At 64.9% G+C, this 23845-nt stretch carries 32 protein-coding genes; all 32 read right to left on the bottom strand.

The features are described from left to right. Positions 1-5: 5 nt before the first annotated feature. The 32 genes from LDO22_RS05195 to LDO22_RS05035 all read right to left on the bottom strand — a co-directional run bounded on the left by LDO22_RS05195 (position 6) and on the right by LDO22_RS05035 (position 23834). Positions 6-332 carry a hypothetical protein gene (locus LDO22_RS05195; RefSeq protein WP_224026358.1) on the bottom strand — a complete coding sequence of 109 codons (327 nt, stop codon included), beginning with the start codon at positions 330-332 and terminating at the stop codon, positions 6-8. Continuing rightward, positions 329-1342, bottom strand: a complete 1014-nt coding sequence (locus tag LDO22_RS05190; RefSeq protein WP_224026357.1) for a M23 family metallopeptidase — start codon at positions 1340-1342, stop codon at positions 329-331. Before LDO22_RS05190 ends, LDO22_RS05195 begins: the two co-directional genes overlap by 4 nt. After that, entirely contained in the window at positions 1326-1742 is a 417-nt protein-coding gene (locus LDO22_RS05185) for a hypothetical protein (RefSeq protein WP_224026356.1), read from the bottom strand. The genes LDO22_RS05190 and LDO22_RS05185 overlap by 17 nt, the downstream gene beginning before the upstream one ends. After that, positions 1742-1960, bottom strand: coding sequence for a hypothetical protein (locus LDO22_RS05180; RefSeq protein ID WP_224026355.1), 219 nt, complete (start codon positions 1958-1960; stop codon positions 1742-1744). The genes LDO22_RS05185 and LDO22_RS05180 overlap by 1 nt, the downstream gene beginning before the upstream one ends. Then, entirely contained in the window at positions 1957-2250 is a 294-nt protein-coding gene (locus tag LDO22_RS05175) for a hypothetical protein (RefSeq protein ID WP_224026354.1), read from the bottom strand. The genes LDO22_RS05180 and LDO22_RS05175 overlap by 4 nt, the downstream gene beginning before the upstream one ends. Further along, entirely contained in the window at positions 2250-3317 is a 1068-nt protein-coding gene (locus LDO22_RS05170; protein WP_224026353.1) for a hypothetical protein, read from the bottom strand. The genes LDO22_RS05175 and LDO22_RS05170 overlap by 1 nt, the downstream gene beginning before the upstream one ends. Further along, positions 3314-4234, bottom strand: a complete 921-nt coding sequence (locus LDO22_RS05165) for a tail fiber domain-containing protein (protein WP_224026352.1) — start codon at positions 4232-4234, stop codon at positions 3314-3316. Before LDO22_RS05165 ends, LDO22_RS05170 begins: the two co-directional genes overlap by 4 nt. Then, positions 4234-5382 carry a hypothetical protein gene (locus LDO22_RS05160; RefSeq protein ID WP_224026351.1) on the bottom strand — a complete coding sequence of 383 codons (1149 nt, stop codon included), beginning with the start codon at positions 5380-5382 and terminating at the stop codon, positions 4234-4236. Before LDO22_RS05160 ends, LDO22_RS05165 begins: the two co-directional genes overlap by 1 nt. Further along, positions 5373-6227 carry a phage tail domain-containing protein gene (locus LDO22_RS05155; protein WP_224026350.1) on the bottom strand — a complete coding sequence of 285 codons (855 nt, stop codon included), beginning with the start codon at positions 6225-6227 and terminating at the stop codon, positions 5373-5375. The genes LDO22_RS05160 and LDO22_RS05155 overlap by 10 nt, the downstream gene beginning before the upstream one ends. 1 nt (position 6228) lies before the next feature. Then, complete coding sequence (locus LDO22_RS05150; RefSeq protein WP_224026349.1) at positions 6229-9015, bottom strand: phage tail tape measure protein; 2787 nt, start codon at positions 9013-9015, stop codon at positions 6229-6231. A 188-nt stretch (positions 9016-9203) separates the two neighbouring features. Next, positions 9204-9596 (bottom strand): hypothetical protein, encoded by a 393-nt coding sequence (locus LDO22_RS05145; RefSeq protein ID WP_224026348.1) that lies wholly within the window; start codon positions 9594-9596, stop codon positions 9204-9206. A 4-nt stretch (positions 9597-9600) separates the two neighbouring features. Beyond that, positions 9601-10194, bottom strand: coding sequence for a hypothetical protein (locus LDO22_RS05140; protein ID WP_224026347.1), 594 nt, complete (start codon positions 10192-10194; stop codon positions 9601-9603). Positions 10195-10197: 3 nt separating this feature from the next. Next, entirely contained in the window at positions 10198-10416 is a 219-nt protein-coding gene (locus tag LDO22_RS05135) for a hypothetical protein (RefSeq protein ID WP_224026346.1), read from the bottom strand. A gap of 11 nt (positions 10417-10427) precedes the next feature. Next, on the bottom strand, positions 10428-11459 hold the full coding sequence (locus LDO22_RS05130) for a phage tail tube protein (protein WP_224026345.1): 1032 nt from the start codon (positions 11457-11459) through the stop codon (positions 10428-10430). Continuing rightward, the gene (locus LDO22_RS05125) at positions 11456-11734 is read right to left on the bottom strand and encodes a hypothetical protein (protein ID WP_224026344.1); all 279 of its coding nucleotides are present in this window, start codon (positions 11732-11734) and stop codon (positions 11456-11458) included. The genes LDO22_RS05130 and LDO22_RS05125 overlap by 4 nt, the downstream gene beginning before the upstream one ends. A gap of 9 nt (positions 11735-11743) precedes the next feature. After that, positions 11744-12223 carry a hypothetical protein gene (locus LDO22_RS05120; RefSeq protein WP_224026343.1) on the bottom strand — a complete coding sequence of 160 codons (480 nt, stop codon included), beginning with the start codon at positions 12221-12223 and terminating at the stop codon, positions 11744-11746. After that, positions 12220-13014, bottom strand: a complete 795-nt coding sequence (locus LDO22_RS05115) for a hypothetical protein (protein WP_224026342.1) — start codon at positions 13012-13014, stop codon at positions 12220-12222. Before LDO22_RS05115 ends, LDO22_RS05120 begins: the two co-directional genes overlap by 4 nt. Further along, the gene (locus LDO22_RS05110) at positions 13014-13391 is read right to left on the bottom strand and encodes a hypothetical protein (RefSeq protein ID WP_224026341.1); all 378 of its coding nucleotides are present in this window, start codon (positions 13389-13391) and stop codon (positions 13014-13016) included. The genes LDO22_RS05115 and LDO22_RS05110 overlap by 1 nt, the downstream gene beginning before the upstream one ends. Before the next feature lie 92 nt (positions 13392-13483). After that, positions 13484-14704, bottom strand: a complete 1221-nt coding sequence (locus LDO22_RS05105) for a phage major capsid protein (protein ID WP_224026340.1) — start codon at positions 14702-14704, stop codon at positions 13484-13486. A 108-nt stretch (positions 14705-14812) separates the two neighbouring features. Then, entirely contained in the window at positions 14813-15499 is a 687-nt protein-coding gene (locus LDO22_RS05100; protein WP_224026339.1) for an HK97 family phage prohead protease, read from the bottom strand. Further along, the gene (locus LDO22_RS05095) at positions 15492-16661 is read right to left on the bottom strand and encodes a phage portal protein (protein ID WP_224026338.1); all 1170 of its coding nucleotides are present in this window, start codon (positions 16659-16661) and stop codon (positions 15492-15494) included. The genes LDO22_RS05100 and LDO22_RS05095 overlap by 8 nt, the downstream gene beginning before the upstream one ends. Further along, positions 16658-16798 carry a hypothetical protein gene (locus LDO22_RS05090; protein WP_224026337.1) on the bottom strand — a complete coding sequence of 47 codons (141 nt, stop codon included), beginning with the start codon at positions 16796-16798 and terminating at the stop codon, positions 16658-16660. Before LDO22_RS05090 ends, LDO22_RS05095 begins: the two co-directional genes overlap by 4 nt. A 13-nt stretch (positions 16799-16811) precedes the next feature. Next, complete coding sequence (locus LDO22_RS05085) at positions 16812-18140, bottom strand: hypothetical protein (RefSeq protein WP_224026336.1); 1329 nt, start codon at positions 18138-18140, stop codon at positions 16812-16814. A 103-nt stretch (positions 18141-18243) separates the two neighbouring features. After that, positions 18244-18732 (bottom strand): hypothetical protein, encoded by a 489-nt coding sequence (locus LDO22_RS05080; protein WP_224026335.1) that lies wholly within the window; start codon positions 18730-18732, stop codon positions 18244-18246. A gap of 452 nt (positions 18733-19184) precedes the next feature. After that, positions 19185-19349: a hypothetical protein gene (locus LDO22_RS05070; protein WP_224026333.1), complete on the bottom strand. Its 165-nt coding sequence runs from the start codon at positions 19347-19349 to the stop codon at positions 19185-19187. A 29-nt stretch (positions 19350-19378) separates the two neighbouring features. Continuing rightward, positions 19379-19618, bottom strand: coding sequence for a hypothetical protein (locus LDO22_RS05065; RefSeq protein WP_224026332.1), 240 nt, complete (start codon positions 19616-19618; stop codon positions 19379-19381). Next, on the bottom strand, positions 19615-20433 hold the full coding sequence (locus LDO22_RS05060; RefSeq protein WP_224026331.1) for a hypothetical protein: 819 nt from the start codon (positions 20431-20433) through the stop codon (positions 19615-19617). Before LDO22_RS05060 ends, LDO22_RS05065 begins: the two co-directional genes overlap by 4 nt. Continuing rightward, entirely contained in the window at positions 20433-20753 is a 321-nt protein-coding gene (locus tag LDO22_RS05055) for a VRR-NUC domain-containing protein (RefSeq protein WP_224026330.1), read from the bottom strand. The genes LDO22_RS05060 and LDO22_RS05055 overlap by 1 nt, the downstream gene beginning before the upstream one ends. Further along, complete coding sequence (locus LDO22_RS05050) at positions 20750-21898, bottom strand: HNH endonuclease (RefSeq protein ID WP_224026329.1); 1149 nt, start codon at positions 21896-21898, stop codon at positions 20750-20752. The genes LDO22_RS05055 and LDO22_RS05050 overlap by 4 nt, the downstream gene beginning before the upstream one ends. Positions 21899-21901: 3 nt before the next feature. Next, positions 21902-22237: a hypothetical protein gene (locus tag LDO22_RS05045; RefSeq protein ID WP_224026328.1), complete on the bottom strand. Its 336-nt coding sequence runs from the start codon at positions 22235-22237 to the stop codon at positions 21902-21904. Continuing rightward, a complete protein-coding gene (locus tag LDO22_RS05040) occupies positions 22234-23103 on the bottom strand; it encodes a hypothetical protein (protein ID WP_224026327.1) in 870 nt (289 codons plus the stop codon). Before LDO22_RS05040 ends, LDO22_RS05045 begins: the two co-directional genes overlap by 4 nt. A gap of 263 nt (positions 23104-23366) precedes the next feature. Beyond that, positions 23367-23834: a hypothetical protein gene (locus LDO22_RS05035; protein WP_224026326.1), complete on the bottom strand. Its 468-nt coding sequence runs from the start codon at positions 23832-23834 to the stop codon at positions 23367-23369. Positions 23835-23845: the final 11 nt, after the last annotated feature.

Raw genomic sequence — 23845 nt, 5'->3', positions numbered from 1 at the left:
TGCTCCTACTCTGCCCGGTGTTCGGGCGCGTTGGTCGGGGAGGTTACACGCTCAATCGCCGGGCTGATCCCGGTTGGTTTCCAGAGCGTCTTGTAGCTGGTGCCGGCGGCCAGGAAGATCAGCAGCGCCAGCCGGAAGATGTCCCCGATGGCGAACAGGCCCAGCACGTACGCCGTCACGGCAGCCACCACCAGGTAGAAGCCGAAGGCCACCAGGGACTGGATCCGGGCCGACCAGCGGGACTGCTGGATCGTGCTGATGACCGGCGGGCTGAAGAAGCCCACGGCGAGCGCCCAGAGCGCCGGGTTGTCCAGGTTCAGGAACTCGTTCACTGGCCACCGCCGATCAGCTTGACCAGTTCGTCGCGGACGTCCGCGGCAATGCCCGCTGCGTTCAGCTGCGATGCGATGTCTGCCGCGGGGCGGTGGACCAGGTCATCGACGCCGCCGTTGATCTTGTCCACGGCGCCGATCAGATCCTTCCAGTAGTTCTCGCCGGGGATCTGGGTTCTGGCCAGATCGCCCAGGTTGTAGCCGAAGCAGCCGATGGGCTGGTTCTGGACTTCGCCGTCCCTGAAGAGTTTGAGCTTGCCCTCACGGGCCAGCTTCTGGATGTCGGCCAGCTCGTCGGGGCTGCCGATGTGCCGGTGCGAGATGGCGTCGCCCACGTAGATCGCCTCCGGGTCAGCGGATGCGGTGTCCCTGAATACGGTTTGCATATCGTCGTCCTCTTCCTGTGCTTGGGTGGTTGCTGCGTTGGTGATGGCACCTTGCAGGACGATGCCCTGGGTGCCGAATAGCGGGGTGGGGTCGATGCATCCGAAGATGAGCCGGGGCCAGTCGGTGGAGTAGTTCACCGGGTCGGCCACGGTCACGACGTGCAGGTGCGGGCCCACCTTCTGGGTGCGGGTCTTGGTGTCTCCGGACGCGCCGATGACCTGGGCGTCGGAGACGTGCATGCCGACGCTGACGGCGTCGTTGCTGGACTGGTGGCCGTAGATGTCGAACTCGTTCACGCCGTCCGCCTTGATGACGGTGACGATGCCGGGGAAGCTCTTGTACATGCCCCAGCGGCGGAAGTACCCGGACGGTCCCCAGGAGTCGTCGCCGGGCAGATCCTCGCCCCAGCCTGCGTAGACGACGGTGCCGGCGCGCATGGCCCGGATGGGTGTGCCGACCGGGCAGGCGATGTCCACCCCGGCGTGGCCGTACGGCTGGTAGTTCCCGTAGAGCCAGACCAGGTATTCGACTTCCGTACCGTCCGGGCGGCCCACGACGCCCGCGGTGGCGAGGCCGGCGAAGAGCTGGCTGATCGGGAACTTCTCGTCAACTGGTCTTGTCATCGGGGGTTCCCTCCGGGTCGGTGTCGTTGATGGTGGCCACGGTGACGATGACCGGCCCGGTCGGGCTCTCCGGTTTCTTCTCCCGTAGCCGGGCAGCTCCCCGTTTCATTTCCCGGTGGATGGTGGCGAGGATGACCAGCAGCGCGGCCTCGAAGATCCCATACAGCACGAAGTAGGAGATGATCTTGAAGTCGTACCGGGGCGGCAGGACCAGGGTGTTGAGCCCGGCCCAGGCGGTGATCAGCGCGATGATCGCCAGCAGCCCCATCAGGGACCGGCCGGCGGGCCACTGCATCCAGGACCCGCGGGTGACGATCCACCAGTAGGTCATGACGGCAATGGCCGTGCCGGAGACGATGAACATAAAGATGCCGTTGAGCGGCAGCAGGGTTGCTTGCATCAGACAGTCCTCCCCCGAAAGGACTGGGTGAGTCCTTCTGAATAGTGGTTGCGGTGGTTTGCCTCGCGCAGCTTCGCCGCCTGCTCTTCGGTGCGGGCCCGGATTTGCGCGATGGTATCGGCCTCAGCCTCGGCAGCCTGGAGCACGGTCTTGTTCGTCTCCAGCGCTTCCTTGTTCTCGGCGTGCATGGCGGAGAGTTTCTTCCAGAGAAAGTTCATGCCGTCTCACCGGCTTTCTGACGGGTCTCCTGGATAGCGGTGACCAGCTTCTCGACGGTGTCCCCGACGGCGGTGTTGCGCACCGCCGCCTGGGTGAGGTCTGAGTTGTTCTGGAGCAGCTTCTCGTTCGATGCCTCTGCGGCGAGCGCCCGCGCCATGAGGGTGTCGTAGTGGGGCTTGGGAATGATCCAGCCCTTGAACACGCCGTAGAAGATGAACGCGACGACACCGACCAGCAGCCCCCAGGGGCCGACTTCCACCAGCCCGGTGGGGATGATCCAGCCGTCCATCACGAACCGCTTGTCTGGTAGGTGATGGTGATTTCCATGTAGTCTCCGCTGCCGGAGGGATAGCCTGCCGCGCCGGGTGTCTGGATGCGTCCGGCGGGCGCTTCCTCAACCGGGGCCCATACGGCTGCGGTGGTAGGGGATCCGGCCATGACGACGAGCCGCCGCGCGAACCCGTTGGACCCCACCACGTGGACGCCAGTCCCAAGGTGGTATGCCTGGCCGCCGGAAATCGGCAGGCCCGGCGGGAGTGGGCAGTACACGGCGTTGGTGCCCATGGTTCCGGCTGCCCCGAAGGTGGCCCGCGCCTTCAGGGTGACCAGGTCCCCGTGGACCCAGTAGGTGCCGGTCAGTGAACCGCCGGAGCCGAAGTCAGCGACACCGGTCCAGATCGGGGTGTAGGGGATGCCGGAGCTTACCGTGGTCAGCCACTTCGCTCCGTTCCAGATTTCCAGGGAACCGATGTCCAGCCGGAGGACACCCTGCCCCGGGGCAGGGGTGGTGATTTCCGCGCGTTCGGTGGTGTTCCGGACGGGGATGTCCCCGCCGCGGGCGGCGGTGTGCCGCCAGACCTGGGAGACGGTGTTGGACCCGCCGTTGGTGGCGGTGGTCCCGGCGAAGATCCGCGCCTCAGCGAGGACCATGGCACCGGCCGGCAGCGAGCCGGTGGGCTTGGTCGGGGACGCTGCGGCGGTGCCATTCACGACGCCGACGACGGCGAGGTTATCGGCGTCGCCCTTGGCGATGTCGTTCTGCTTGACGTAGACCAGGTCCCAGCGGGAGTTCGTGGCCGGAGCGTCGGCAGTGGGCACGTTGGTGGTGCCGGTCAGCGTCGGGGTGTAGACGCCTTCGGATGCCGTCCGGCTGATCACCGCCTGGAAGGGGCCGATGTCGTAGGACATGTCTGCCCGGGCCGAAACCAGGACGGCGGTTGCCTGCGCGAGGACGCCCGAGCGGGGGACGCCCGGGGCGTTCTCGGCGTACTGGCCGGCCAGCTGGAGGCGGTGCTCCAAAGTGGTGACGCCGACGCTGCCGTTCTTGGCGACGCCCGGTCCGCGGTTGACGGTCATAGTGTTCCTCCCATAGCGGTAACCGCCGCCTCGAGGGCTGCGAGCCTTTCGGCGTTTTCTTTCAGTTGCCGTTCCTGGTCCTTGGCGACGTCCAGCAGGGCGAGCGCCAGCAGGTCGTACCTGATGCCGTCAATCTCGCCGTCGTACCAGACCACGATTTCGGGGACGAGCTCGTGGACTTCCTCAGCGATCAGTCCGTATTCGTCCTTGGCGCCGGTCACCATTTGGTCCGGGCCTTCCTGCCCTTCCGGCGTGGGGATCCGGACAGGTTTACGGTCGAAGATCTTGGGCTCCAGCTGGAGGACCTTGGACGGGTCCACGGCGTAGGGCCGGACGTTCTCCTTGTACCGGAGCGAGGACGTGTTCTTGCCCAGATGGTTGCCGCCGTCGTTGCCCACCCACACGGCGTAGAACGTCGTGCCGGCCACGTTGTTGTTGAAGGCGTACGACGAGCCATCAGCGAGCGCCACAGGGCTTGTGACGTCCGAGCCGGGGTGCGTGTGGGCGGATGGGGTGAAGGTGGCGGGCTTGCCGGTGACGGCGGCCCAGGAGGTAGAGGCGCCGGTGACGAGCTTGACCCAGATGTTGTTGACGGTGTCCCAGATTTCGCCGCCGAAGTGTCCGGGGTCTGAGAGCAGTTCACCGAAGCGGGCCATGGGGTTGCCGGCGGAGTCCTTGATGACGAAGGTTCCGTCCGAGGTCTGGAAGATCCCGACCGTGTTGCCGTTGGCATCGACGGTGCGGAACCCGGTTTCGTCCACGCGGATGCCGCGGCCGGTGTCGTCGGAGATGGACATGGACCGCTGCGGGGCCCCGCGTTCGAGTTCGCTGGTTCTTCGGTCCTGTTCCCTGGCGTTCTCTCCCAGGCGGGAGATCGGGTCCGGGTCCGGGATGGACCGTGGCGCGTCGATGGTCATTACACTCCTGCCGGCATCGGGGCTGGGGTCAGCTTGACGTTCATGGTGTTGTCCCCGTCTATGGCCATGACGCGGACGCGGCGGACGCCGGGGTCGATCATCTGGTTGGTGGCGGGGACGTTGATCTGGGCGAAGTCGCCGGGCAGGTACTGCCCGAGGTAGGGGCTGGTGTTGGCCCGGACGGACATGTCCCAGGTTTCGACAGGCCGGCGGGCCGCGGCCATCGCTGCGTTGGCGTGGCCCTGGAGGATGCCCTGGTCCTCAACGTCCTTGGACGCTGCGTCGCCTTCGGTCCAGGGGTAGCCGGCGTTGGTGAGCAGGGTGTAGTCGCTGGCGGTGGCGAGTTTCATTTCCAGTTCCGAGCCAGCGCCCGGCTGCCAGACCCGGTCGGCCATGTCCGAGCCGTCCTCGCTGGTGGTGATGTCGGAGACGCCGGACTCTTCCACGGTCCCGTCCCACCACCAGTCGGGGCCGGTCTGGTACAGCAGGGGAGAGGCCGGGCTGCCGTGCGTCATGACCCACTCGATGCGGGTGGGGTCGGCGCTGAAGCGCGGCTGGAACCTGATGTCGGGACCGTCCTGGACCTGCGTGAGTTTCCGCAGCAGGTCGCCCAGGTAGGGCAGCTCGTAGCCCTTGTAGTGCCGTTCGTTGGTGCCGGCGTCCACCATGTCAGGCAGGACGATCGGCAGGCCCGGGTTCGCCGGGTTGCCGAACACGGACAGGCGCACCAGTTCCCGGGCGATCGATCCCAGCGTCAGCCCGTTGAAGTCCAGCGAGGAGCGCTGGACGCTCACCCCGGAGTTGATCTGCTGCCAGTTCAGGGCCTTGACCTTGTCCAGCAGGGACCAGATCCCCTGCGCGCCGAGCTTGAGTTCACCGTTGGTGTTCTTGTTGCTGCGCTTCCAGATGGGCCCGGCCTCCAGGATCGCGTTCCCGTAGGACACGGCAAGGTACTGCTTCTTGGGGGCGGTGATGTTGCGCAGGTCCTTGTTCCGCAACTCCAGCGCGTAGGCCTTGACCGTGGCATCTACCGGGCCGGGCCCGTTGAGCCGCATGCCCCACTTGACGCTGGACACCGGAAGGTCAGCGGTTATCTGCCCGGTGACCATGCTCCCGACGAAGACTCTGTATTCGGGGGCTACCACCATGCAGGCCTCATTTCCACGATCAGCTGGGCGCCGACCGAGCCAGCGGATTCGAACAACCAGGTGGCCGTGGTCCGCTTCGGGACCCGGACCCACTCCCGGACGGTGAGCTTGGAGGACCGGTCAGCGTTGCCTTCCAACCAGACCGACCCGTCGGCCGCATCCAGGCGGATGGTCTGCCCAGCCAGTACCGCGTCGGAATACACCAGCTGGCTGCCGGACTGGACGTGAGTGATGGTGAAGCCGTTGGGCATCGCCCCGCTGACGGTGAATGCAGGCGCCGTATCGGCCGTCCCGGTGTTCGTCAGCGAGACCGTCCCGGGATCCCCGGGTGCGCCGTAGTCCAGCGGGTCGGTCAATGGGTATTCAAGTGCGCCGCCAGGGGTGGCCACACCGGTCTGGTCATGCATGGCGGCGCCGTACTTGCGTGGCTTCGGGCAGAGGAACTGCAACTGGTATGTCGCGGTGGTGTCGTTCTTCCACTCGATCTTCGGTTCAGCGAACAGGTACGCGCCGATGGACATGTCCACGGTGGCCGTGTCCGTTACTTCCAGGACACCGTCCAGCCCATCGCCCAGGACGGCCGCGAGCTGCTGGGCGGCGAGCGCTGCTATCTGCTCCGTGGGGCAAGTGGCGTCCCCCTCGGCGGTGACGAGCCGGGCGCCCCGCCAGCCCCGTTCGGAGAATTCGCCGTGGGCGTTCATCCGTTCGGTGCGGTCGCGGCGGACTCCCGGCCCGTCGTCCCACCCGGTGAGCTTGTCGAGCCACAGCGTGTACCCGTCCGGGCTGGTCCAGCCCTCGGTGCTGAAGGTCAGCCCGTCCACCGTCACCGTGCGTTTACCTGGCATGTCACCCTCTCCAGTGAATTTGCTCTGCGGTGGCCCGCGCGAGTAGTTCCTCATCCATGCCGGGTGCCCCGTTGACCTGGATCGGGCGCTGCTCACGGATGGCCCTGATCAGGTCATCGATCGACCCGCCACGGGATCCGCCGAGGACACCGGAACCGGAGCCCAGGCTGCCCGCCCCTGTGGATCCGAGGTCCGGGACGGTGACCAGGGTGGCCATGCGGTCATCGATGCTGGCCTGGGTCCGGCCAACACCGACCAGCACGCCTTCACCGATGTTCTCGCCAAAGCCGGCGAAGACCCGGGACGGGGAGTGGATGCCCAGGGCTTCCTTGAACGGGCCGACGATCCAGCCGGGGACCATGTTCAGGAAGGCGTTGCCGATGTTCCCGGCCAGCGACTGGACGCCGCTGATCAGGCCTTCCACGATGCTCCGGCCGGTGTTGTACAGCCAGCTGCCTGCCCCGGACAGGACGCCCATGATCTGGGAGCCGAGGCCGCCGAGGACCCCGAGGACGTTGCCGACCATGCCGGAGACGCCGGAGACGATGCCGCCCCAGACACCGCCGAGGAAGCCGGCCACCTGGCCGAACACCCCGGAGATGAATCCCCAGGCTGCGGAGAACCCGGCAACGATAGTGCCCCACACGGCAGACACTGCCCCGGAGATCACGGCGACGATGGTGTTCCACACCCCGGCGATGAATCCACCAATGGCGGTGAAGACTCCGGCGATGAATCCCCACACCGCGGTGAACACGGCGGCGATGACACCCCACACCGCCTGCGCAGCAGCGCTGATGACGCCCACGTACCAGTTCCAGACGCCGACCAGGAAGTCACCAATCGCGGTGAACACGGCAGTGATGAATCCCCAGACGGCGGTGAAGACGGCGGAGACCGCACCCCACACGGCTTGCAGCGCGCCGGTGATGATGCCGATGTACCAGTTCCAGATCCCGACGAAGAAGTCACCAATGGCTGTGAAGACTCCGACGATGTTGTTCCAGATCTCGGCTATCTGCTCACCGTGGGTGGCGACGAAGGCCTTGATGATGTTGCCCACCAGGCTGGCGATCCAGTTCCACGCGCTGGCAAGGAAGTTGCCGATGTTGGTAAACACGGTGGCGATGAAGTTCCAGACCTGGGTGACCCCGTTCACGATGGGATCCACGAAGGCATGCACCCCGGTCATGACCCCGGTAACCAGTGCCGCCCAGACGCCGGCGAAGAAGTCAACAATTCCTGACCAGTTGTCCACGATCCACTGGATGGCCAGCCCCAGAGGCCCGATAAAGAATGACAGCAGCAGGCCCCAGTTGGCGCCGACCCATGCCAGGACGTTCCCGACGATGTCCTGCACCAGGCCGACGAGCCCGGACCAGACCCCGTCCCACCAGCCGAGGAAGCCTCCCATGACGCCTTGGAACCAGCCGATGAAACCTTCCCAGGCTCCGCGGAGGAACGCCACGACGCCGTCCCAGTTCATGACCAGGAAGGTGATGGCAGCTACCAGCGCCATGACGCCGAGAACAATCCCGCCGATCAGGAGGGCGTGGGGCATCATGGCGAGATTGACCAGGGAGATGGCCCCGGCCATTGCCCCAAGTGCGATGACCACGGGGACGATGACCGGTGCGAACTGGAGCAGGCCTTGAATGATCGGGGTCAGGACCGGCAGGAACTGCGCCGCCATCTTCCCAAGTTCGGTTTCCACGGTGCGCTGGAGCTGTGTGAAAGCCGCGGCCGGACCGCTGTTCAGCGTGTTGCCGAGGTTGCCTGCCGCGCCCTCGACGGTACCGAGGGCTTCCTGGGAGTTCAGCAGCGAGTCGATGAACTTGGGAATCTCCGCCGTACCGAGGTCCTCAAGCGGTGTGCCGAAGAGCGCAAGGGCTGCCTGTGACTGCTGGGCCGGGTCCTTGATGTCGGCCAGGCCCATGATGATCTTGTCGAAGGCTGCGCGGGCGGTGTCCCCGCCGGCCAGCATCTGGTTGGCCATGTCGTGGGCGTTGAGGCCGATAGCCTCCATGGCGCCCTCTGTGGACTTGGACCCGTCAGTGGCCCGGATGGTGAGCTCCTTCAAGGCGTCACCGGTCTTGTCAATCCCGTACATGCCCTTGGCAGAGGCGTCTGCCAGCAGGGTCATAGCCTCGCCACCGGACATGCCCAGGTTGGCGAACATTGGCCCGTACTCATCAATGGCGTCCATGACGTCCTCACGGACGTTGACCGGGACCTTGGACAGGGTCGCGGCGAGCAGGTCAACCGCTTCGGTGCCGTTCTTCGCCAGCCCGGTTTTGATCAATTGCCCGGCTACCTGCGAGGTGCGGCCGACATCGAATTCGAACGCGCTCGACAGGTTCATCACGTCGGCGGTCATCGCCTGGATTTCCTCGGAGGACGCGCCGCGCATCCCCGAGATGGAGGACATCACCGCGCCGACCGCGTCCGCGACATCACCGAATGATTCACCGTAGGCGCTCGAGTACAGGTCGCCGGCTACCTGCCCGGCTTTCTGGGATTCGGGCGCCGTCAGGGCGAGCCCGGCAGCCATCTTGGATGTGACCGAATCCATGTCGATGGCCGTGTGCAGGCCGGTCATCAGGGCTGCCCCCGCGATGCCGCCGGCTGCGGCGGCGGTCATCGGGGAGAACAGCTTCTCGGTGGCCTTGGCCCCTGCCGCGCCGAGCTTACCTGCCATGGATTCGGCGGAATCAGCGACTTCCTGGAACGTCTTATCGACGCCCTTGGACGTTGCCAGAATGTCGAACAGCAGCTGCTGGGTTGCCACCAGGGACCACCTTCCTTATCGTTGGTTGGCTTTGGCCTGTTGCTCTTCCCAGGCACGGGCGTTCGCAACGAACTTGAGCCACATCAGGTAGGGCAGCTCCCACACGTTCAGCGGGGTGATGCCGGGCCAGACATGGGAGATCGTGGTGATCCACCGATAGATGGACGCCTCAATGTCGTCCGTCTCCTCTAGCTGATTGCTGCTGCTGGCTCTTCGCCCGGAGCGGTATCCGTCCGGGCTGCCGTAGGGTCCTCGGCCAGGGGCTCCTCCTCGGCTTCAAATCCGATCTGGGAGAGAGGGAAGTCGTTGGCATCGCTGACCGTCACCGACTCACCGGCGTGACGCTTGCACAGCCAGACCATGGCCTGGAGCGCGAGGAGGTTTTCCTCGTCCTCCAGGAAGTCCAGAGGGTCAGCCTGGCTGCCGTCCTTCGGGGCGCTGTCCTGCATGCGCTTGAAGGCGTCCCGCAGCGACTTGATGCCGATGCCGGACTGGACCTTCAGGACGTAGAGGTTGCGCAGGGTCGCGCCCTGGATCGCTTCCTGCAACGGGTACTTCTTATCTCCGACAATGAGCTTCACGCTTTTACCCTTTTCCGTTGAGTGCGTCATCGATGGCGGCGAGCGCCTTTTCCTTTGCGGCTACCTGGCCGCGTTTGATCGGTTCCCACCAGTAGGGTTGGCCGAATTGGGAGACGAACTGTTCCCTGTTTCCGAACACCGGGTGCCGGATGACTTTCTTGTTCCAGCCCTTGACCATCACGCCGCCCACTGATTTGTCGGCGCGGATACTGATTCCCGAGCGGGTGGTGCCGGCGACGACGCGGGTCTTCAGCGCGGCCTTGATCCGCTTGCGCATCCCGGTGCTGCGTGACCTGCTGGCGGCCTCGGCTTTGTAGACGTTTACCGCCCGCATGTACGACTTGCCGCCGCCCTTGCGCTGGATCTTCTTGATCCGCATGCCGGCTTTCCGGGCGTTGCCTGGTTTGGCGCCGTCAAGGATGGAGCGCTGGTCACGGATGATGTCGTCGCCCACGCCGCGGAGGTCCCGGCGGAGGTTCCGCTGGACGGCGGGCCCGATCTCCTTGGCTTTCGCCAGCGCTTCCCGGATGTTCGGGGAAGTGATGGTGATTTCAGGGAGGTCAGGCCCGCCGCCGCGCTGGTGCGGGGCGCGTGCCACTGGCTACTCGGCGCGTTCGAACGTGAGCAGGTAGCGCCCGCCCTGTTCGAACTTCTCGGCCACCGCATTGGTGACCAGCATCTGGGCGGACATACCGGGCGTGTACTTTGACCATGCCTTGTTCCGCTCGTCGTTGTAGTCGGCGTAGAAGTTCAGGGTCGTCTGCCCGTCGCTCTGCGGCATCTTGGTTCCGAGAGTTGCTACTGCGGTGATCTGGGTCATGGTGGTTCTCCTTAGATGGTGGCGTCGGTGGTGACCAGGGCGACGTAGATCGGGGACGTGCCGGCGGCCAGTGAGTCCAGGACGGTGAAGTCGATGGACTGCTTGACCGGGGATCCGGCTGCGGACTTGGGGAGTTCCCCCTCGAGGCGGATGTCCGGGAAGTGGAACTGGAGCGCGTACTTCGCGGACGTGCCGATCGTGGTGGCGGACAGGAACGTCAGCGTCAGGGCCAGTGCCGTCTGGTTCAGGTAAGCGTCCCGGAGCACGGTGTCGGTGTACTCGGCGGTGACCTTGCCCTTGGCATCTGCCCGGCCGACGACGGGCTTGCGTGCCCGCTTGCCGCCGGCGCCGAGGGTGAAGCCGCCGTCATCAATCTTGTTGTCGAAGCTGACGGTGAAGTCCTCGATCGTCGCCACGCTGGCACCGCCGGTGGCGAGCGCCGTTGCGGTGGGCGGGGTCTGGGATCCGCCGATGGTGATGGCACCCTGCGCGAAGTGGAACAGCTCGCCGCCGACCACGTAGGAGGGGGCAGCGTAGGCGATGTCGGTCTTAACTTCCTTCGCGTCCCAGCTGGTCTTCAGCTTCACGATGTCCGCGTTGGACGCGGAAAACTCACCCGAAGTGCAGACCGCGCCGAGGAACGTCATGGCCGTGGCCGGCCCGCCGCCCAGGGTGGGGATGCCCTTCTGGATGGTGTACGAGTTCAGCGGGTCCGTGGTGGTCGGGGTGTAGAGCTGCTGGAAGACACCGGACTGGCCGGGTACGGCGGTGGATACGCCGGTTCCGAACAATGCCTCCAGCAGGATGCCGAGGCCCTTGCTGACCAGCTCGACGTTGATGTCACCGCCGGCGGACTGCTTGGCCAGGACGCGGCGGCCGGAGCGGGCGACGCGGCTGCCCACGCGCATGCCGGCGCCCTGGACAAAGGTCGGGTTCCATGCCAGCGACTCGTCAAGGAATTCGGGGAAGCGGTCCACCGTCACGGCGGTGCCGTACGTGGTTTCCTTCTTCAGGCCTACGGAGCAATCGAGCTGCGTCGTCACTGGTCTTCACCTTCCGTTCCCTGGCCGCTGGCCGGGGTGCCTGCGTCCTCGTTGTTGCCGTCGTGGCTGGTTGCCTCGCCGGGATCCTGCTGGGCCGTCAGATCGGCAGCCAGCGCGTTGGCTGCCTTGTCCGTTGGCTGGTAGTTGTCCGGCTGGAGGAGCAGGACGCGGGCCTGGTCCTCGGTGACGTCGATGATTTCTTCAGCGTCGACAATCCTGCGGAGCAGCGGCACGTCCAGCGCGCCGAGCGGAGAGATGTTTTTCAGTCGTGGCATGGGGGTCTCCTAAGCCGAGATACGGGCGTTGGCGGTGAAGGTCGCAATGACTTCGGTCACGCGGCCCTGGTCGGTGAGGTCTTCGGGGGTTGCGCCCTCGGACTCGTGGGCGGTGAGGAAGCACTGGCGGACGGTGCCGCCCACGGTGGTGTCGGCCATCCGGACGTAGCGCTCGATCCTGCGCAGCAGTTCGTAGGCCCGCTCAGCGGTGGCGATTTCTGCTTCCTCGTCCCCGCCCAGGAAGCAGGACACCGTCACCTCCAAGGTGATGGTCTCTTCCCGGCTGCGGTTGGTGGACATGGTCGCTGCCGCCTGCCCCACGGAAAGGCGGCCGAAGGACACGATGTCTTCGGGCTGGTAGGTGGCCGGCTGACCGTAGACCACGTACACGTGTTCGGTGTCGTAGTCCTCGGCCATCAAGTCCTTGACCGCGAGGTAGAAGGCCTTCTTGAACGCGAGGCCCACGGTGGCCTGGGTGAGGTCCATCATGCGAAGCCGCCCATCTGCTGGTGGGGTGCGCACAGCTCCATCACCCGGCGGGGGACTGCGTAGCCCGAGGGGGTGAAGACGTCACTGTCGGGCTGCTGGCTGCGGATGTTCCCGCCAGCGCCCTGCATGCCGCCCTGCCACCAGAACCTGACCAGTTCACGGGCTGCGAGCTTCACGTTCGCCGGGATCTCGAAGCTGCCCACCCGGTAGGTAATGACCAGTTCGCCGCCGGGGAAGTTCCCCACAGCGGCGCGGGTGCCTGCATAGATCAGCCCGGACGCGAGGTCCGGGACGTAGTCCAGGACCGGGGCCCCGTCCGCAGTGATGCCTAGGATCTGGTTCGGTAGATGCGGAAGGATCACCGTGGAGCCCCCGCCCCAGCTGGTGAAGGTCTTGGTGGCCGCCACCATAGGGCCTGTGATGTCCTCAATGACGGGGGTAGCCGCTGCGAGGTACAGGCGAAGGTCCTGCGCCTTGGCGGGGTCCGCGTTGGACGGCAGCCGCAGACCCGCCAGAACCTCGTCCAGGGGGATGAGGAACTGCGGGTCTGCCGGCCATACGTCCAGCACGTCGGTGTAGGCGCCTGCTCCGTTCGCCGTCCAGCTCAGCAGATACCTGCCGGGCATAGACGGGACGAACTCAGCCTGGACGGACTCCTTGTACCCGGTCACCACAGGCGCCGGGTCCAAGGTTGTGCCGTCTGGTCTCTTGACCGCGAGCACGTAGGGTCCGGTGTCCGGCGCGGTGGGCCACCTCACCGTAGCCAGTGCGCCGAGGTCAAGGGAGGCCATTACTTCTTAGCCGCGTCTTTCGACTCGGCGTCGGCGTCAGCCTTGGTCTGCTTGGCCTGCTCCTCCAGGAGCTTGGCGGCAGCAGCCTGCGCGTCCGCGTCAGCCTTGGCCTTCGCTGCGGCCTGGTCATCGGCAGCGGCCTTGGCCTGTGCTGCGGTCACGCGCAGCGGCTGGTTGCCTCTGGTCGTGGCGGTCTCGACAGCACCGGTGACGGTGGCCGTCTCGGTGTCGGGCTTGACGGCGATGCCGCTGGCAAGCAGCGTGTTCGCTTCGTCCTCGGGCAGGGTGATGGTCTCGCCGGCGGCGGGCCAGTCTTTGCCGTCGCGGGTGCCGGAAATCTTCCCGACCATGAGCACGGTGGTCTTCTTTTCAGCCATGATCTAACTCCTTTGAAAGGTGTGTTCTGCTGGTCTTGGAGATGGCGGGCGGCCCCGGTTATCAGGTGCCGCCCGCCACGTCTATGCGTCGGTTAGGACGCGGCGCCTGCGAAGTGCTTGACCGCGCCGGTCTGATCGACCAGGACGCCGTCGCCGCGGATGATGGCGCGGTAGGTGATCAGGTCCTTGTCGAACGCGAAGTCATCGGAACGCTCGAAGCGGACGCCGTTGACGATGCGTGCGAAGTAGGCGGACATGTCACCGAACGCGATCGACTTGTTGCCCACGCCGATGCCCGGGACGTTCGGGTCGGTGAAGACCGGCTTGCCCTCGATCAGGTCCGGCTGGCCGGCGATGACGGAAGGCTGCCAGATGTAGCGGCCTTCCAGGTCCTTGATCTTGCGGAGGGTGGCGGCGGTACCGTCCTTGATGAGCCAGCCGGCGTTCGGGCTGTTCCGGTACGGGCCGATGACCGAGTAGAACAGGTCGATCAGATCGTCCCAGGTGGGAGCGCCGCCCTGACCGGTCGCGCCAGTCTTGCCCAGGGTGGTGGAGGTCATGAGGCCGGACGGCTCGTTGGTGCCCGTGCCGGAGACCAACTTAGCGCCGAAGGCGTTGCCGATGGCCCGGCCTGCCTGGCGGGCGATGAAGCCTTCCAGGTCGAACGCGGAGTCGTCGGCCAGCTCCCGGCTGATCTGGGAGAGGTCGCCGTACTTGTAGGCGTACAGCGAGCGCTTGCCCAGCACGGGCTCTGACGTCGGGATGGTCTGGCCTTCACCGACCTGCGCGCCGGTGGGGGCGGAGACGGTGATCGGGACGCTGATCTCTTCACCGCTGGTGGTGTAGAGGATCGTGGCGCCGGCGGACAGGATGGCGGACGTCTCGATGGCGTGCTCCATGAGCTGGCCGTAGAACGTCGTCGGGACGGTGACGCCGCCGGCGGACGGGGTGCCCTTCACGAGCGCCCGGACTTCCTGGCGTTCCTCGTGGGTGGGGGAGTAGTCCCATGCGCCGTTGCGGCCCTGGAGGACCTTGCGGAGCAGGACCTCTGCGCTGTCCTGGTTGCGGTCGTCGCCGCGGCCGGGGATGCGGTTCATCGATGCCTCGATGTCGCGCTGCTCGTCCTCGAAGGCGACGAGGCGGTCAGCCTGGGAGCGCAGGGAGTCCATCTCTGCGGTGATGTTGTTGAAGGAAGTCTCTTCCTCCGCGGTGAGCGCGCGGCCTTCGGCCTCGGCGCGGTCGATGATTTCCTTGCCCTTTTCGTGGGCGGCTGCGCGCTTTTCGAGCAGCTTGGTTGCGAGCGTTTTGCTCATGGCATTTTCCCTTCAGGAAATGACTGAGACCCCGCGCTTAGGGCTGGGTCTCGGATGACGGTTATTCGGTGAGGTGCGGGTGGATTTCGTCCGGCCCACGGGGCATTGCTAGGAGCGGCTGAGTAGTTCCAGCCGCTGCCGGAAGAGGGACAGCTTCGGGTGGATTTCGTCCGGCCCTTGCTGTTCCTTTGCCCGCTCCTCATCGGTGCGGGAATCTGGGGGTGTGAGGAGCAGCTTGCGCAGCTCCTCAGGTGCGGTGTCCTTGACCTGGGCGACGTCCATGTGGAGGCGTTCGGCCAAGGAACGCAGCCCGGTCGTGGTATCCCGGTAGGCGGGGTTGTTGACCGGGGCGACATCGACCAGCTGGACATCCAGCAGGGTCCGCATGGGGAAGCCTTCGGGGGTGAAGTCCCAGTCGTCGGCCACGGTCCGGAATGCGAACGACGAGTAGCGGAGGTCGCCGCGCTTGGCGAGCTCCCGGACATCCCGGCCACTGCTGGTGTCGGGCAGGTTCACGTCGTAGCGCAGGCCCGTGCCGTCCACCTCCAAGGTCAGGGTTCCACCCTCGGTGGTTCCCAGCAGGTGGTTGTCGTCGTGGTTGTACCGGGCGAGGACGGGCCCCTGGTCGGTAAGGGTCTTGTTGAATGCCGCCGGGTCCACGCGCTCCACGAAACCGCCGAGATTCTGGGACATCCTGTTGAAGACCGAGGCGTACCCGCTGAGAGTGCCGAGGCCGTTTGCCGTCTCACGGAATTCCACGGGAAGGCTGATATGGCGAAGCTCCAGTTCACGCACCGGAACCACCTCCGTTCTGTAGTTTCTTCACGTTGCCGAACCAGAGTTGCCACTGTTCGATCTCGGGTTGGGTGAGCATTTCGAAGTCCTCGAAGTCGCGGACCTGCTCCAGGGTGTAGGCGCCGATCCGCAGGCCAACCTCGTAGGCGTCCATGCGGGACTTGAGGTCGCCGCGGACGTTGGCATTGAGGTTGAACTTCACGTACAGGCCCGGGTTCAGGAGGCGGTTCAGGTGGTGTTCCAGCCGGACGGCGGTGGGCTGGAGCGCCCGCCTGCTGAACTTGAGCTGGTTCAGTTCCTCGGTGGTGTACTTCAGGCTGGATCCGGAGTCGCCGCCGATCTCTTCGGGTGGCACCTTGTAGATGGCGGCGATCTGGTTGGCGGTGGCCTTGATCGATTCCAGGAACTGGACGTCGGCCATGGTCAGGCCCAGCTTGTTGTAGTCCCAGTCGTTACCGGAAACGAACACGTCACCGTTGGCCACCGAGGACTTGAACCGGCTCTTCACCACGGACGACTCCATGGCGGACAGCTTCTGCGCGGTGTTCTTCAGATGGCCGGACGGGACGCCTGACTTGCGGTAGACATTCGTGCCGAACTGCTGCGCGCTGTGGGCCATGTCCAGCTGCACCTGGAACTGCTCGATGGGGGAGAGCCCCACGATGGAACCAGGCAGAACGTACTCCGCGATGTGCACCACCGAGGCGTACTCCAGGACCTTGCCGTTGTGGATGTACTGCGGGATCGCCTTGGACTCATCGACCCTGACGCTGTCCGGGTGGAGCCACTGGACCTTCGACGCGCCAAAGCGGTCATAATCCAGGATGGTTCCGAATGCGTTACCCCGCAGCTTGAGCGACGTCACGCACTGGTGGAACCAATCCACACGGGTGCCCAGCAAGTTCGGGTTGGGGTTCGTGACCAGCCCTGGCTGCACCGGGAGGCCGGACCGGCCGCCCGTCTTGGATTGCTCGAACGCGGAGATGGGTGTGACGGCCAGTGAGTCAGCGATAAGGCTGGTCGCGGCGTACACCGGGACCACCCGCAGCGCCGATTTCATGCCCTTGGAACCGAGGCCGGCGCCGCTGGCGAAGCTGCCACCGAGGACACCGTCAAGGCTGGAGCCCATGGAGCGCTCCTCATTGCGGAAGAAAAGGCTCATCGGCTGGCCCTCCACGAGATCAGGAGGCACGCGACACCGGCCACGGCGAGCGCAGCGGGCACGTAGACCAGGGCAACGGCGGTCACAATCAGTGCTGCGCCGAGCACATCCAGGACAGTTGTCAGCCAGGCGCGCATTTCTCAACTCCTTCTAGAGCACTGAATCCAGTGCGTTGTAGGTCGCGCCGGCCTTCTCTTTGAAGAGCCAGCGGGCGAAGACCACCGAGTACAGGCCGGAGATGTCCGCCAAGGTCCGGTTGCGGGCGAAGATCCAGGCCCTGCCGCCGACTGATTGCTTGACCGCGTTGGACATTGACGTGTTCAGCAGCGGGTCATTTTCGAACCTCAGCGCTGCTACCAGCGCGTCGTCGTAGAAGCCGCCGCATGCATCGACCCGTTGAGGCCCGGACGCAGGGATGACCTCGAAGCCCTCGGCCTCCAGATCCTTGCGCAGGGACTTGGCCGCGCCGTTGCCGTCCAGCGCAACCTGGTTGCCGCCGAACTGCGAGCGCAGTTTCACCAGTGCCGGCACGACTCCGGCCGTCCCCAGGAGCTGGTCGTACAGCTCCAGGTAGCAGGTCTTACCGGGCACCGTGGACTCCGCGGCCATGGCGATGGATGTTGTCTCACGGTCAGGGGATGTATCGATCGCCCAGAACGGGTTTCCCGTCCAGGCTTCCTCATCGCCGGTGGTGTAGTTCGACTCCCAGGCCGAGGTTGGGATGACTCTCGGCGGGGTCTTCGGTTTCGCCCACCAGCCCAGCCATGCGCGTTCCCATTCGCTCATGTCCTTGGATGCATCCCGGAGGGACATCACACGTTCAAGGCTGATCGTGTGACCGATGCCCGGGTGGGTGTTCGCCACCGTCTCCGGGTCCGCTGGGTCCCAGTCTTCCGGGGCCGAATACTCGATGTAGCAGGTGCGCGTCTCCCGGCCTGACTCGACCAGGGCCCGCCCGACCTCCACCTTGTCCCGGAGGTAGCCGGAGTGGGCCTTCCCAGCGGCGGACAGAACCCACAGTTGGGACCCCTCAACGGTCATCAGCGTGGGCTGGAGACCGCCTTCAAGGGTGTTGTCAGCATGCGCGTAGGCCTCATCGATGTGCCCCTCATGGTTCATGTCGCCGTGGCCGGCGTTCTCGGACACCGTATCGATGGCCAGTTCGGCCCCGGTCTTCCACCTGACCGCCTCTTCACCACCGCGCCAGCGGGGCTTCTCCAGCGTCTCCCGCAGCGGGGACCGGAACAGGGGCAGATAGAAGTCATCCCGCAGCCGCTTGAGCGCCTTCAATCGGTTCTGCGCGGTGTAGATCATGCGCCCGTCGATGGTGGTCAGAGCCCGATGGGTGAGCTTTGCCCGGCTGATCGTCGTCTTCCCAGCACGCCGGAGGACTACCAGGATGACCGTGTCGTACCAGAACGTCCCCGTTGCCGGGTCGATCTCGCAGGCGACAGCCAGGGCATCGCGTTGCCACGGCATCGGCGCACGGCCGGATGCCTCCATGACCTTGCAGACAGCACCACCCAGAGTCTTCCGTGAGTAGTTTCGCTGGGTAGCAAAGCGGGGAGGAGGGTTCCTTGCATCACTCATCCGTGGTCAGGAGAGCCGACATATCCCAACTGCTCGACGCGCCGGCCGCAGTTTCAGTCCTGCGCAGGCGGTCAAAGACGTTGAACAGGCGGGACTGCATGCCGCTGATAAGGTCCGGGCGCTCGAGCTGCGGGATCTGATCCAGCACCCGGGCGTTGTACTTGGCCAGAACCAGCAGCGTCTTCTTGAACGGAGGCTCACCAATCAGGGCATCAAGCTCCGAAATGAGCGTGGTTTCAATGGGGCCGGCCGGAGCGTTCCAGGCGATAGCCATGGAGGACGGCTCAATATCGGGTACGGACGGCAGCAGATGCTGCGACTGCTCCACCCCCGCAGCCTCCTGCAGCTTCTTCTTCGCACGGTAGGCAGCGTTGTCGTCGCTCTTCGCCTGACCGCAGACGTCGCAGCGGCAGCCCTTGCGGTAGCCGGTGAGTCCAGGCTTGTCTCCGTGCTTGATCACTTTCGATCGCTGCTTAGTCAAGGTCGCCTCCGTCCAAAAGTTCGAGCAGGTCCGCCCTTTCAAAAAGGGAAGATCAGGTGATTCCCAAGGGAGAGAAAAAATGGAAGACGCGCGGGTCGCCCACACCCCGAATTCCTAAAAAATCCGCGTATTTCTGCGGCTGTCAGCGAGGCCGGAGCTTGGTGCGCGGCCGTTCGATGCGCTGGGCACCTGCCTTGACCAGCCGCCGGCGCTGGTTCTCCTTCTTGACGTTGCATCCCAAATGCATGGGCTGAAGGTTCCACGGTGCAGTCGGGTGGCCGCCATCGACCAGGGCAACGATGTGGTCAAGCGAAGGACCGAGAGGATGCCGAGGCCGGAGACCGAACACGATCTCTTCATGACACCACGCGCAGATCGAACCAGGCGGGCAGTGAGTCTTCACCAGCCGCTGCCATGGTCTGCCGGACCTGCCCCGTCTCGGGTCCCACTCGTCAAGCAATGAGCACGTAGTCTTCCTGCGACTGGTCACGCTCGATGCCGTGAATCCAGCGCAGAATGTCGGCAATCAGCTCGTCCACCGCTACCTCCCCGGACATGGGAAGAGCCCCGCCGGTTACCCGGTCGAGGCTCTGAGTTTGTGGCTGGATGCGAAACACCAGCTCACCCCATAATTTAATTCCTTATGTCAAGCATCCCCGGCATCTGCGGGATGTCGGCGCGTCGTGCTAAGCAGCGTGTCCAGGAACTCCTGCGATACCAGCAGTTGGCTACCGGCCTTGATGACGTGGATCTGTTCGCCGGGCTTCGGCCCCACGTCCTCGCCCAGCCATTCCAGGACATCGGCCAGCCCATGCCGGACTGTTCGGATTACGTTATCTTCTGCACTGGGCGGGATCGGCAACAACTGGCTTACGAACACGTTCACTTCCCTACCTTCAGGTACTTCTTTGCTAAGGCGGCCCGGGCCCGACCGGGCCTGCGGTTTGCGTGGGTGTAGAACCACTGATCTGCTGGCACTCGATGCGTGATGTCCACGCTGCACCTGACAACCTTGCGGCCGTCGCCCGGGTCCACTGCCAGCACTTCACCAGGGCACGGACTCGACACCGTCTTCCCGTCCGGTCCTTTGCTGATCACCTGCTGCGGGCACCGGGCCGAAGGCACCGAGACCTCAACCGGCTTGCTGCGGTAGATCACCCCGCGTGCTTCCCAGGCAACGGCGGCGAGATCGAGGGACACGGCGCGCAGGTGGTTCGCGGACGGGTGCGTGACCAAGTAGCCGACGTGCCAGTTGAGCAACCAGCTGGCCAGCACTCCGGCCGACTGATCGGCTGGCAGCTTCCGGTCCGGCAAGTCTTGGATGAGCTGGCCGACGATGCACCAGACGATGGACCGGATTCGTTCCCGGACATCGGCCACGTCAGTGTTGATCGGTAGCGGTGGATAGAGTTCCTTGCCGCCGCTGACTGGTTCGGAGCTGGCTGCCCGTCCGCCTGGAAGCATTGCGGCTTCGAGGTCGGTCCAGGATTCGGCTATGTCGGCCACGCTCTTGCGGAGACCTTCCGCGCAGTCAGCGCACAGGTGGCTACCCTTGACTGCCGGCAGCGGGGCTTCGTCGTGGAAGATGCAGGCAGCCGAGTAGTAGGCGGCCTGCTTGAGGGCGATGCGGTACGGAAGCTTGATCACCCGGCCATCGGGCAGCTCGGTCCGGTATACGTAGCCCAGGTCGCAGGAGTCCATCAGGCTCCTCTCAGGTCTTTGAGGATGTGGCCGTTGGTGAGGTCTTCGGGGCGCCAGACGCCGGCATTGAGTTTGGCGAGCTGCATGCTGCTGATCCAGTCGAACTGCTCCTGGGTTAGCCGGCCTTTGGTTGTCTTCAGCTCCCGGAACAGTGCCCGTTGCCGGTGCTCACTAACCAGGACCAGATCAGGGAAGCCCTTCTGGGACCGGCGGGAATCATGCGTGTGGTAGACCAGCCGGTAGCCGTTGAGCTTGGCCAGTTCGATGACGGCGGACTGGAACTGGGATTCGGACATTGCGGGGGCTTGGGTTGCGTTCACTTGCCGGAGTCCTCCTGGCATTTGCGGCAGGGCTGTTCTTCGTTGTGCTCGGTGCAGGTGGTCTCGGTGACGGTGGAGGGCTTGCCGCTCCAGCCATGCCAAGGGGATCCGTACCTGCCGGGTGCATTCACTGCCGGGGTTGGGCCTGCATCGTGGCGAGAGGTAGAAGCAGGGGCATGCGTCCCTTGCTGCCTAGAGGCAGCAGCGGGCTGGGGTTTGCCCTTGCCTCGCCTTCTTCTGTTGCGGGATGGTCTGGAGGATTCAGGAGCGGTAACCCCATCTCTTAACCCTTCGGTTACCCTGCCCTGCCCTGCCCTGCCCGGGCGCATGCCCGTACGCGCGCCCACGGGGATAGCTTTTTCGTCGGATATCAGCTCTGGTTCCTCCAGCGAATCAGATTTGATATCCGGCCTGATCGGCGCTTCAGCGGCGGCGTCCGGGGCCTGGGGCATCTCAGCGGCCGCAGGTGCGGGCGAGACGTTCTCAGAGGCTCCAGCGGACTCCTGCGAGCGCGGGGCGGGGTGTAGGGTCATGCCGGCTTGCTCGGGGGTGCGTGCGCCCTTCTTGCGGTTGCATGCGAGGCAGGCCAGGACGATGTTGCGGGTGCCGCAGTAGAGGTTGGGTACGACGTGGTCCATCTCGCCGCGGAACTCGGATTTGCGGTCTGCTCGCTTGATTTCGCGCTGGCAGTAACGGCAGAGACCAACGGCGGGGTTCGCCGGGTCATCGATGCAGTCACGTGCCCAGACGGCGGCGATGATGGCCGGGTCCTTGAGTTCCTTGCGCTTCCCTCGGGTGGTCTTGACCTGGGCTGCGGTGTCGTAGCCCATGGCGAACCAGTCGTGGTAGATGTACGTGCCGGGTTTGACGGCGGGGCAGCGTTCGCAGGTGTGGCCGGTGGTGTGCCAGAGTTCAGCGGAGACCAGGAGGTCTGCGAGCTCGACAGCTACACCATGGTGCAGGGTGATCGATACCAGGTCCTCTACGGTGGACACGCCGTCGTTGAGTGCCGCTTGGCACATCGATCCGGCCATGGTCCACAAGCCCAGGGCGGCGAGGCCCCGGACATCATTCATCAGCGCTTTGCGTGCAAGTGTTTTCGCTTTCTGGTTGACGTGGAACTGGTCATCGATCTGGAAGAACATGGGTTAGGTGCTCGCCTCCCCAAGCGCCGCACCGATTGCCTTGCGGATATCGACCGCGAACACCAGATTGCTACCGTGCTCTTCTGAACCGGCGGCCAGCTTCTCAACGGCTTCGACGGCGGCGATCAGCTTCGGAGTTGTATCGAGAAACTGTTCCGCCGCCGCATCAAGGGCCGAGATGTAGGACCCGTGATAGTTGCGGACGTTGAATATCCCGAAGTCGTCCTCGGCTTCAACTGTGGTGGCCCGGACCCTCGCAGGGTCGCGGCCGTCCCATGATTCGAGCCGCTTAGTAATTCGTTCTAGGCGGTCTTTGATCCCGTCCAGCACGCCGCTCATAGGTGGGGCTCCACAATCTCTACTACGCGGTTGAACACGGCATCGGTGATGTCCTGGACTTTGCTGCCGGAGCTGATGGTTACGGACCCGTGGAAGCCGTGTCCGTCGCGTAGGAAGTTCGCGTCCCCTGGCTTGGGTGATTCGGGCAGCTTGCCGCCGCCGGCGTGCGCCAGCTCGGGGAGACGGTTCATCCACCCTTCCCGGAAGGCGTTCAGCTCGTTGGCGACTGTGGAGCCGTCTTCGGAGCGGATGGGCATCAGCAGCCCGAGGAAGGATTCGCCGCAGCTAATCAGGATGCGCTTGGCGTCCTCGGTAGGTTCGATGACGAGCGGTTCACCGTAGGCCTGCGAGGCCGTGGCGAAGAGACGTACCAGTCGGCCGGCGGCCACCAGACGCTCCGGCATCACGCGGTCGGACAGGACTGCCTGGATGAGGAGGCGGCCGAAGGCGAGGGGGAATTCTCCGGTGTCGTCTTCCCGCGGAATCTTGAACTCCTTGCCGGGGAAGAGGCCGGAGACGTCCATGAACGTGATGCTGGAGTCGCGGACGGTGATGCGGAGCGTGTCCCCGATCTCGTCCTCCGGCTGCTTGCCCTTGGCCTTGAAGATCGTCAGAAGTTCCTTGGCGACATCGGCCGGCAGGTTGAAGGCGTCGTCGTTCACGTCGCCAGTGAGGCCCTCGGCTTCCCAGACTGATGCCACGGCATGGCCCAGGGTGACGGTGTTGCAGGCGGTGACGTGGAGCATGCCGTCCGTGGCGGTGAAGTGGACAACGGCGAGCGCCTGGCTAAGTTTCGGGTCTCCAGTGTGGGGGGTGACGGCCATGAGGGCCTGTCGGAGGTCCAGGGTGTTTACGGTGAGGATCATGCGGCTCTCGCTTCTTGGTGGCATTCGCAGGGGCATGGTGCTGGCTGGTCAGCGGTGGCGTCCCAGCCGTCGCCGCTGCATGATGCGTGCTTTCCGTCTCGGCAGTCAGGGTTCATGCTGGGTCTCTCCGTGTTTCGGACAGTCGGGGTTGGTGGGTCTCGGGTATGCCGGGTGGTACCGCCACTCGGGGCAGGTGCATCCGGGGGTGGGCTGCCGGCGGTGGCTGGATCCCATGGCGCACAACTCTGGGCGCTGGCTGCTGCTCACGTTCTTTGTCGCTCCGACACAAAACGGACCAGGTCATTTCGGCCGTGGCGGTAGGCAGCTCGCTTGAAAGAGTCCACAGCGTGGTATCCGGAGCGACTCAAGGCTTCGTCTACTGTGCAGCCGGCGTTGACCAGATACTCGATGTTCTCCAGCCGGTCAGTGGCTTTGGCGTCCTTGGGTAATTTGCCGGCTACTTCGAAAGCTGCTGCCTTCAGCCTGCGTTCAGCTACACGCTTCAGCACTGCTTCTTTTGCCAGCTTCCGGTCGGCTTCACGTTCGTCGCGCCTGGCGTATTCGCGCTCAGCGAGCGCAAGGCCTTGGTCGTACGCAAGTTCGTGGATGAGTCTGGCTTCCTGCATGGCTTTGAGCTTGGCCGCGGCGATGATGGTCTCTGCCTGGGCGCGAGCCATGTCCAGGAGTTCTTCGGCGGTCATCGGTTGATCGCCACGGTATCGGTAGCCCATGCTGAGTTCCC

The sequence above is a fragment of the Arthrobacter sp. NicSoilC5 genome (assembly GCF_019977395.1).
Lineage (GTDB): Bacteria > Actinomycetota > Actinomycetes > Actinomycetales > Micrococcaceae > Arthrobacter.
This window is presented reverse-complemented; position numbering and strand designations above follow the sequence as displayed.